The 7,136-nt window shown below is 57.9% G+C and carries 7 protein-coding genes; 1 reads left to right on the top strand and 6 read right to left on the bottom strand.

The genetic code is table 11. From position 1 onward, the window contains the following. Nucleotides 1–87: 87 nt before the first annotated feature. The 6 genes from AC13Q5_RS31685 to AC13Q5_RS31660 all read right to left on the bottom strand — a co-directional run bounded on the left by AC13Q5_RS31685 (nucleotide 88) and on the right by AC13Q5_RS31660 (nucleotide 6,010). Nucleotides 88–1,221, bottom strand: coding sequence for an ABC transporter ATP-binding protein (locus AC13Q5_RS31685; protein WP_488504347.1), 1,134 nt, complete (start codon nucleotides 1,219–1,221; stop codon nucleotides 88–90). 84 nt (nucleotides 1,222–1,305) lie between these two features. After that, nucleotides 1,306–2,535, bottom strand: a complete 1,230-nt coding sequence (locus AC13Q5_RS31680) for an ABC transporter substrate-binding protein (RefSeq protein ID WP_488504346.1) — start codon at nucleotides 2,533–2,535, stop codon at nucleotides 1,306–1,308. A 36-nt stretch (nucleotides 2,536–2,571) separates the two neighbouring features. After that, nucleotides 2,572–3,429, bottom strand: coding sequence for a carbohydrate ABC transporter permease (locus tag AC13Q5_RS31675; RefSeq protein WP_075856693.1), 858 nt, complete (start codon nucleotides 3,427–3,429; stop codon nucleotides 2,572–2,574). Beyond that, nucleotides 3,426–4,313 carry a carbohydrate ABC transporter permease gene (locus AC13Q5_RS31670; protein WP_075856694.1) on the bottom strand — a complete coding sequence of 296 codons (888 nt, stop codon included), beginning with the start codon at nucleotides 4,311–4,313 and terminating at the stop codon, nucleotides 3,426–3,428. Before AC13Q5_RS31670 ends, AC13Q5_RS31675 begins: the two co-directional genes overlap by 4 nt. 13 nt (nucleotides 4,314–4,326) lie before the next feature. Next, on the bottom strand, nucleotides 4,327–5,484 hold the full coding sequence (locus AC13Q5_RS31665; RefSeq protein WP_488504345.1) for a Gfo/Idh/MocA family protein: 1,158 nt from the start codon (nucleotides 5,482–5,484) through the stop codon (nucleotides 4,327–4,329). A 193-nt stretch (nucleotides 5,485–5,677) separates the two neighbouring features. After that, complete coding sequence (locus AC13Q5_RS31660; RefSeq protein ID WP_075856696.1) at nucleotides 5,678–6,010, bottom strand: hypothetical protein; 333 nt, start codon at nucleotides 6,008–6,010, stop codon at nucleotides 5,678–5,680. 248 nt (nucleotides 6,011–6,258) lie between these two features. Between AC13Q5_RS31660 and AC13Q5_RS31655 the strand changes: the two genes are divergently transcribed. Further along, nucleotides 6,259–7,119 (top strand): glycosyltransferase family 25 protein, encoded by an 861-nt coding sequence (locus tag AC13Q5_RS31655; protein ID WP_488504344.1) that lies wholly within the window; start codon nucleotides 6,259–6,261, stop codon nucleotides 7,117–7,119. Nucleotides 7,120–7,136: the final 17 nt, after the last annotated feature.

Below are 7,136 nucleotides of genomic sequence, written 5' to 3'. Positions count from 1 at the left end.
GATCATCTCGCCCAGCTTATAGCTCGCTCCGCCCTCATCCTGAGCTCGTCGAAGGACGAGGCGGCCCGTGTTGGTAGCCGCCTCCCTTCAGGAAGCGGCCTTGTTCAGCAATTCCATATCGATTTCCGTCAGTTCCACCCGACGCTCGAAGGCTAGGCCGCTTTCGTCGAAGAGATGGCAATCGCCGATGCGGATACCGGTCTTGATTGGCGTATCCATGCGGATCGCGGCACTGCCGGGCAGTGTCGCGCAGAAATTCTCGTCGATCCCGTCGGTCGTCGCATAGGCGACAGTCTGGGCGCCAAGACGTTCCACGACGGTCGGCACGATGGTCAGGGTCAGATCGCCGTCGCCGAGCTGGACATGTTCCGGCCGGATGCCGAGCGTCAGCGCCTTGCCGACAAAGCCGGGACGCGGCGCCACGGGCAGCAGAGCCTTCTGGCCCTTGTAATCCACCTCCACGCCGGCATCGCTGAGGCCGGTGCAGGTGACGGGCAGGAAGTTCATCTTGGGATTGCCGATGAAGCGGGCGACGAAGGTATTGGCAGGCTTGTGATAGAGCTCCAAGGGAGCGCCGACCTGCGATATCTCGCCGCCGTTCAACACAACGATGCGATCGGCCATGGTCATGGCCTCGACCTGATCGTGCGTCACATAGATCATGGTCGCCTGCAGCTGGCGATGCAGCTTCGCAAGCTCGATGCGCATATCGGCGCGCAGTGCTGCGTCGAGGTTGGACAGCGGCTCGTCGAAAAGGAAGATCTTCGGCTCGCGCACGATGGCGCGACCGATAGCGACACGCTGGCGCTGGCCGCCGGAAAGCTGGCCCGGCTTTTGTTGCAGGCGCTGATCAAGATGGAGAATGCGCGCAGCATTCTCGACCTTGGCCTTAAGCTTGTCCTCCGCCATCTTCTCCACTCGCAGGGGGAAAGCGATGTTCTCGAACACCGACATATGCGGGTAGAGAGCATAGGACTGGAAGACCATGGCGATGCCGCGCTTGACGGGCGGCAGATCGTTGACGCGAGCACCATCGATCGTGATGTCGCCGCTGGTCACTTCGTCGAGGCCGGCAATCATGCGCAGCAAGGTCGACTTGCCGCAACCGGACGGACCGACGAAGACGATGAACTCACCGTCATTTACGTCGAGCTCAACGCCCTTGATGACCTCGAAATGACCATAGAATTTTTTGACCTGATGAAGGTGCAGCTTTCCCAAACTCTGTCTCCGCGCGGCGCCGCCATGGGGCGGGCAGGGCTCCAAAGGCCGCGCGCAATGCGCGCGGCCCGGTGACTTGCAGACTTACTTATACTGCTCGAGATCGGCAGCGGCCTTCTTCAAGGCATCCGCCGGCTGAGCCTGACCCGTCACGACCGACTGAACCATGGCGATCATGACGTTCTGGAAGCCCTTGTAATCCTTGAAGAGCGGCTCGGGACCACCATAGGCGATACCGTCGATGAACGGCTTCCAGGAAGCGTCCTTCTTGACGAACTCGTCTACCTGCGTAGACGGACGCAGAGGCGTGAGGCCGGCGCCGCCCTGGAGTTCGTACTCGCCCTGCGGGCCGGGAGAGGTGATGAACTTGGCGAGGTCGATCGCCTTGTCCTCGACGCCGCTGCCCTTGAAGACGGCAAGGCTGTCAGTGATGAGCAGCGTGCCCTGACCCTTGGCCGAAGGACCGAGCGGCAACGGTGCAACGCCCCAGTTGATCTTCGTTTCCTTCAAGCGGGCGGCGGCACCCGAGCCGGCCTGGATCATGCCGACCTTGCCATCGAGGAAGATGGCGCGCATTTCGTTCTGCTCGTAAGCCGTCGGTCCTTCGACCGAATAAGGCGTGATGTCCTTGTAGGCCTGGAGGGCGGCCAGCACTTCCGGGCTGTCGAGGGTGATCTTGTCGCCGTCGATGACCTTGCCGTTGTTGGTGTAAACCCAGTGCAGGAACTGGTGCATGGTGTTGTCGAAGGTCTTGGCCGAGAGGCCGTAGCCTGGAATACCGGTCTTTTCCTTGATCGCCTTGGCGTCGGCGATTTCCTCGGCCCAGGTTGTCGGCGCCTTTTCAGGATCGAGCCCGGCCTTCTTGAAAAGGTCCTTGTTCCAGTAGAGCGCCTTGGTCGAGAAGGCGATGGGCGTGCCCCACTGCTTTCCATCGAAGGTTACCGTATTAACGATGCCTGGATAATAGGCTTTCTTCTCGTCGTCCGTCATCGGGATCGGAACGATCAGATCGTTGTCGGCGAACTGCTTCAGCGTGCGGGAACCGACATAGGCCATGGCAACGGGCGTGCCGGCTGCAGCGAGCGTCGTTGCCTTGTCCTGGCACTGCTCCCAGCCGACGACCTCAGGCTTGACGGCCCAACCCGGGTTCTTGTCTTCCCACTGCTTGATGTACTTCACATGGATCGGATCGATGCTGTCACCGCAATAGATCCAGCTGATCTCCTTGTCGGCGGCCTGGGCGTTCACGACGCCAAGCGCGGTGGAGCCGAGCAAAGCAAGGGCAAGAAGCCCCGTCTTGAAATGGAATGTCACGTTTAAGCTCCCGTTCTCTCTGGTGGTTGATTGATTTTATTGCTTCACCGCGCCAGCGGTCAGACCGCTGACGAGATACCGTTGCAGGAAGAAGATCACGACCAGAGCCGGCGCGATGCCGACGAAACTTGCGGCCATGAGTTCATTCCAGACGACCTCCTGCCGGCCGAAATAGGCAAAAAGCCCAACCGGCAGCGGCATGTATTCCGTCTTCGAATTGAAGGTAAGAGCATAGATGAACTGCTGTGCGTAGGAACCGATGAACGTGGTGATGGCGACAACAGTGATGCCGGGCATAGCGATCGGCAGAATGACGCGGCGCAGCGTATAGAAATGGCTGGCACCATCAACAAAGGCCGCCTCGTCGAGCTCCTTCGGGATTCGCATCATATAGGTGCGCAGCAGCCAGATTCCGGAAGGAATGAGGAAAGCGACACCCGGTATGATCATGGCAAAATAGGTGTTCAGCACACCGAAGGAGCGCATGAGCCGGAACAGCGGGATCAAGAGCACGGCACCGGAGAACATGTTGACGGCAAGAAAGGCGCCGAGCAGCAGGCCGGAGCCCCTGAACTCGAAACGCGCGAAGGCATAGGCGGCCGGCACGACGAGGATCAGCACGATAATAGTGCTCACGCCGGAAATCAGAAACGAATTGAAAATATACCAGCCAAAGCCGGGCACGCTTGTCCACATCGTGCGGTAGGCGGCGAAGGAGCCGTTTTCCGGAATGAAGCGGTATGGCGACGAAAAGAGCTGGCTGAGCGGTTTCAGCGAAACCAGGAACCCTTCGACGAAGGGCGCCAGCACGAAAGTCAGAAACAGCAGGATCCCGGCATAGATGCCGATGAGCTCGTACCATTTATAGCGATGGATCATCGAAGGCTGGCTCATCGCTGCTTGGCTCCCGTGGAAAAGCGGCTGGTCAGGCGGAAATAGGCGAGGCAGAAGAGCGACAGGAAGATGCAGATCAACACCGCGCGCGCGGCACCCTCACCATATTTGTAGGACCCGATCGCCGTTCGATAGGTGTCGATGATCATCGTCGTCGTTTCGCCGTTCGGGCCGCCGCGCGTCAAAATCCAGATGATATCGAAGGAATTGAAGGTGGCGATCAGCGACAGCATCGACATGGTGACCAGGGACGGCACCAGCAGCGGCAAGGTGATACGACGGAAGCGATAGAAACGGCCGGCGCCATCCGTCCATGCGGCCTCATAGAGATCATGCGGGATCGCCTGCATGGCAGCCAGCATATAAAGCGTGACCATCGGCACGCCGATCCAGACGTCGGTCACGATCGTCGCCCAGAAGGCCGTGCTGCCATAGGCAAGGAACGCCACCGGGCTGTCGACGATGCCGAAACGCTGCAGCAGGCCGGAAATCATGCCGAACTGGCCATTATACATCCAGCCCCACATGAAGATGCCGATCGCCATGGGCACAACCCAGGGCGGCATTGTCAGCACGCGGAAGAGAGAGCGACCTGGCACGGCGGAATTCAGCAGCGCCGCGCCGAGCGTTCCGATGATCATCTTGATCGACACGGAAAAGAAGGTCCAGATAAAGGTCCGAATGATGACGCCTGCGAACGTGTCGTTGAAGATCTTCGCGTAGTTCTCGAACCCCACCCAATTCGTCACCTTCTTCAACGACGCATCGGTGAAGGACAGGATTATCGTGTCAACGAGGGGATAAGCGACGATGACGGTGACGTAGAGCAGAGCCGGAAAAAGCAGGAGCCAGGCGAAGATGACCGTGCTGCGTTGAACACCCATCTTGCGCCCCTCCCTAGGCGGCCCTTGAATGAAGCGCTTCGTCGAACTCGTCCCAGATCGGTCGGAGATCGACGACGGTCTTCTTCATGCGTGCCTCATCCATCGAGAGCGCGAGAATGCCGGCTTCCAACGCGTTCAGGGTCGAAACCGGCAGATGCAGCCCCGACTTTACGTTTGCGATGATATCGGCGGCCATCTGCTCGTCGGCACCGTAGTGCTGGGAGAGCGTGGTGGCCGCGTAGGTATTTTCGATTACCTTCTTGCCGGTCAGCATCTCGTGCACATTGAAGTAGCCACGGATGAAATCACCCTCGGCCATACCGCGCGAGCCCATGATGGCAAAGCGGCGGAACTGGTCCGGCACATTCAGATTGGTGTGAAAGTTCATGCCGACGCCGTTGGCATATTCGATGATCGCCACCTGGTAATCAATGATGTCGCCATCGCTGTCGAAGACCTTGTCCGACCCCATCCAGCCGCTCGGCTTGCGATGGAAAAGCTCGAGATCATTGATGCCTTCCCGTGCCGGATCGTTTTCCGGAATGAAGCTCTTGCGGCCGCCGAAGCTTGCAACCCGCTCCGGACGCGCGCCGACCACACCATTATAGAGGTCGAGATCATGGCAGCATTTTTCCAGCATGAAGCTGCCGGAATAATGTTCATAGCGGCGCCAGTCGCGCATGAAGAAGGCACCGTGATAGGGCGCAATGTGTTCGGCAGCCTCAATGGAAACGACGTGACCGAGCTTGCCTTCCGCCTGGGCCGTCAAAAGATCGCGGTACATCGGCGAATAACGCAGCACGAGGCCGACATTCAGGCGCTCATGGCCGAATTTCGCCATCAGGCGGGCGAGCTCGATACTGTCCTTGATTGTCGTAACGATCGGCTTTTCGCAGAAGATCTTGAGGCCGACTTCGAGGCCGATGCGGATGTGATCGAGATGCATGTGGTTCGGCGAACCGATCATCAGCAGGTCGATCTTTTCGTTGGCGATCAGCTCTTGAGGTGTTGCGTAGGCTTTTCCGGCAGAGATGCCCTGCTCGATCAGACCAGGCAGGCCTGCAGGCTCCGGATCGACATATCCGGCAATCTCGAAGTTCTCGTCGATCGCCTTGAAGACATAGCCCAGATAGCCCAGGCGGAATCCCAGCCCAATGATTCCAACGCGCATGCTTTTATGTTCCCATTACGTAATTTATTTTCGTAACCTTGGGGCATATTTTCGCATTCGTCAACGACGTTCGCGCATTTAACCAAAAACATGAAATTTATTTTCAGATCGCCAACAAAACTTACACGATGCGATCATGAGGCCACGCTCGTTTTGATTGCGCTGCCGCTTAATTCGGCAGAGTGCCTACGACTTATCTATCCGAACCGTTATATTGCCAATATTGGTAGTTCGGCTTTCTGGTGCTGCTGGAAATGACGCCATTCTCGTCGCAAACGTAACCGAGGCGCGGCAGGCCCCGGTAGAATGGACCTTCGTGAAAATAATCTGCGTACACCGTGGCAGTGCGACATTGAAACTTCTCGTCAGCCGCCATTTTCGGCGCGGTTACTCCCGGAAGGTCCTTGTAAGGATAGACGGGAGCGACATATGGCTTGGGTAGGAGCGGGTTATCGGCAAAGGCGGCCGCCGGCATCAAGACCGCGAGGGACAGGGCAGCAATGGCGATTTTCGACTTGATCCACATGAACTGCTACGCTCCTTTGCAACTGCGAGCGCAACGATCACACGCCGCATGCTACAGATATAATGAGGCCGCAGTCATGCGCCAACGGGTTCCTCGATCAAAATCGCGCGTAAGCGATAGTTTCCGCATCGTCGATGGGCGCTATTCACGCTACGTTACACCAAAAAAAATGCTTTTATCTGCAAATACAACACAGGCGTGTAACAGCCGTTTGCGACAAGTCATAAGCATGTTATATAGTATGGAAATTGCCATCCTGGTTGCCGTCGGCGCGATTTCTGTTTGAAGGAGTAGCAGTCATTCTCGAACAGATTAATCGTATCCCTCCCCTTATTGACCCCGAGATTGCTGACGATGCTGTTCAGCGGGTCTCCATCTATGTCATCAATCTCGATCGCTCGCGTGATCGCTGGGAGCGGCTGTGCAACCAGGCCGTAGAATACGATCTGCATATCACGCGCATTCCTGCCGTCGATGGCCGCATCATCGCAGAGGCGGACCGCGTCGATTTTTACCCTCATTCGTTCATCTACCACAACGGCCGCAAGCTTCTGCCGGGAGAATACGGATGCTACCGCAGTCATCTGATCGCGCTTGAGCAATTCATCGCCAGCGGCGACAAGATGGCGATCATCATGGAAGACGACGTCGAGCTCAACGACAAGCTTATCCCGCGTGCAATCGCGGCGATGGAAAGCGTCCAGGGTCCGCGCCTCGTCAAACTCGTCAACCATCGCCTTGTCGGCTTCAAGCCGATCTGCGAAACCAGTGAAAACGATGTCGTCGGCCGCTGCATGCATGGTCCGCAAGGGTCGGCTGCCTGTTATATCGTCAACCGCAAGGCGGCCAAGAAGCTGCTGACGACGCTGAAGCCCATGCTTCTTCCCTATGACGTCGCTCTGGAACGCGGCTGGTCGACCGGCGTCGAGACATTCACGACATTTGAGAACCTGGTGGATTTCAGCCCGCATCGCGCCGACACTACGATCGGCAAGCGCGTGCACTACCGCGCCGTAAAGCGGCATCCCATGTTACGGCTGACTGCACATTGGTTCCGCACCTGCGATCAGCTGCGCCGCTGGCACTACGCAGTCAAGGCCAAGCAGTAGCTGTCATCAAAGCTTGA

The organism is Martinezella sp. CNPSo 3964 (genome assembly GCF_057784375.1).
The sequence above is the reverse complement of the archived record's forward strand: the minus strand, read 5'-3'. Positions and strand labels throughout refer to the sequence as shown.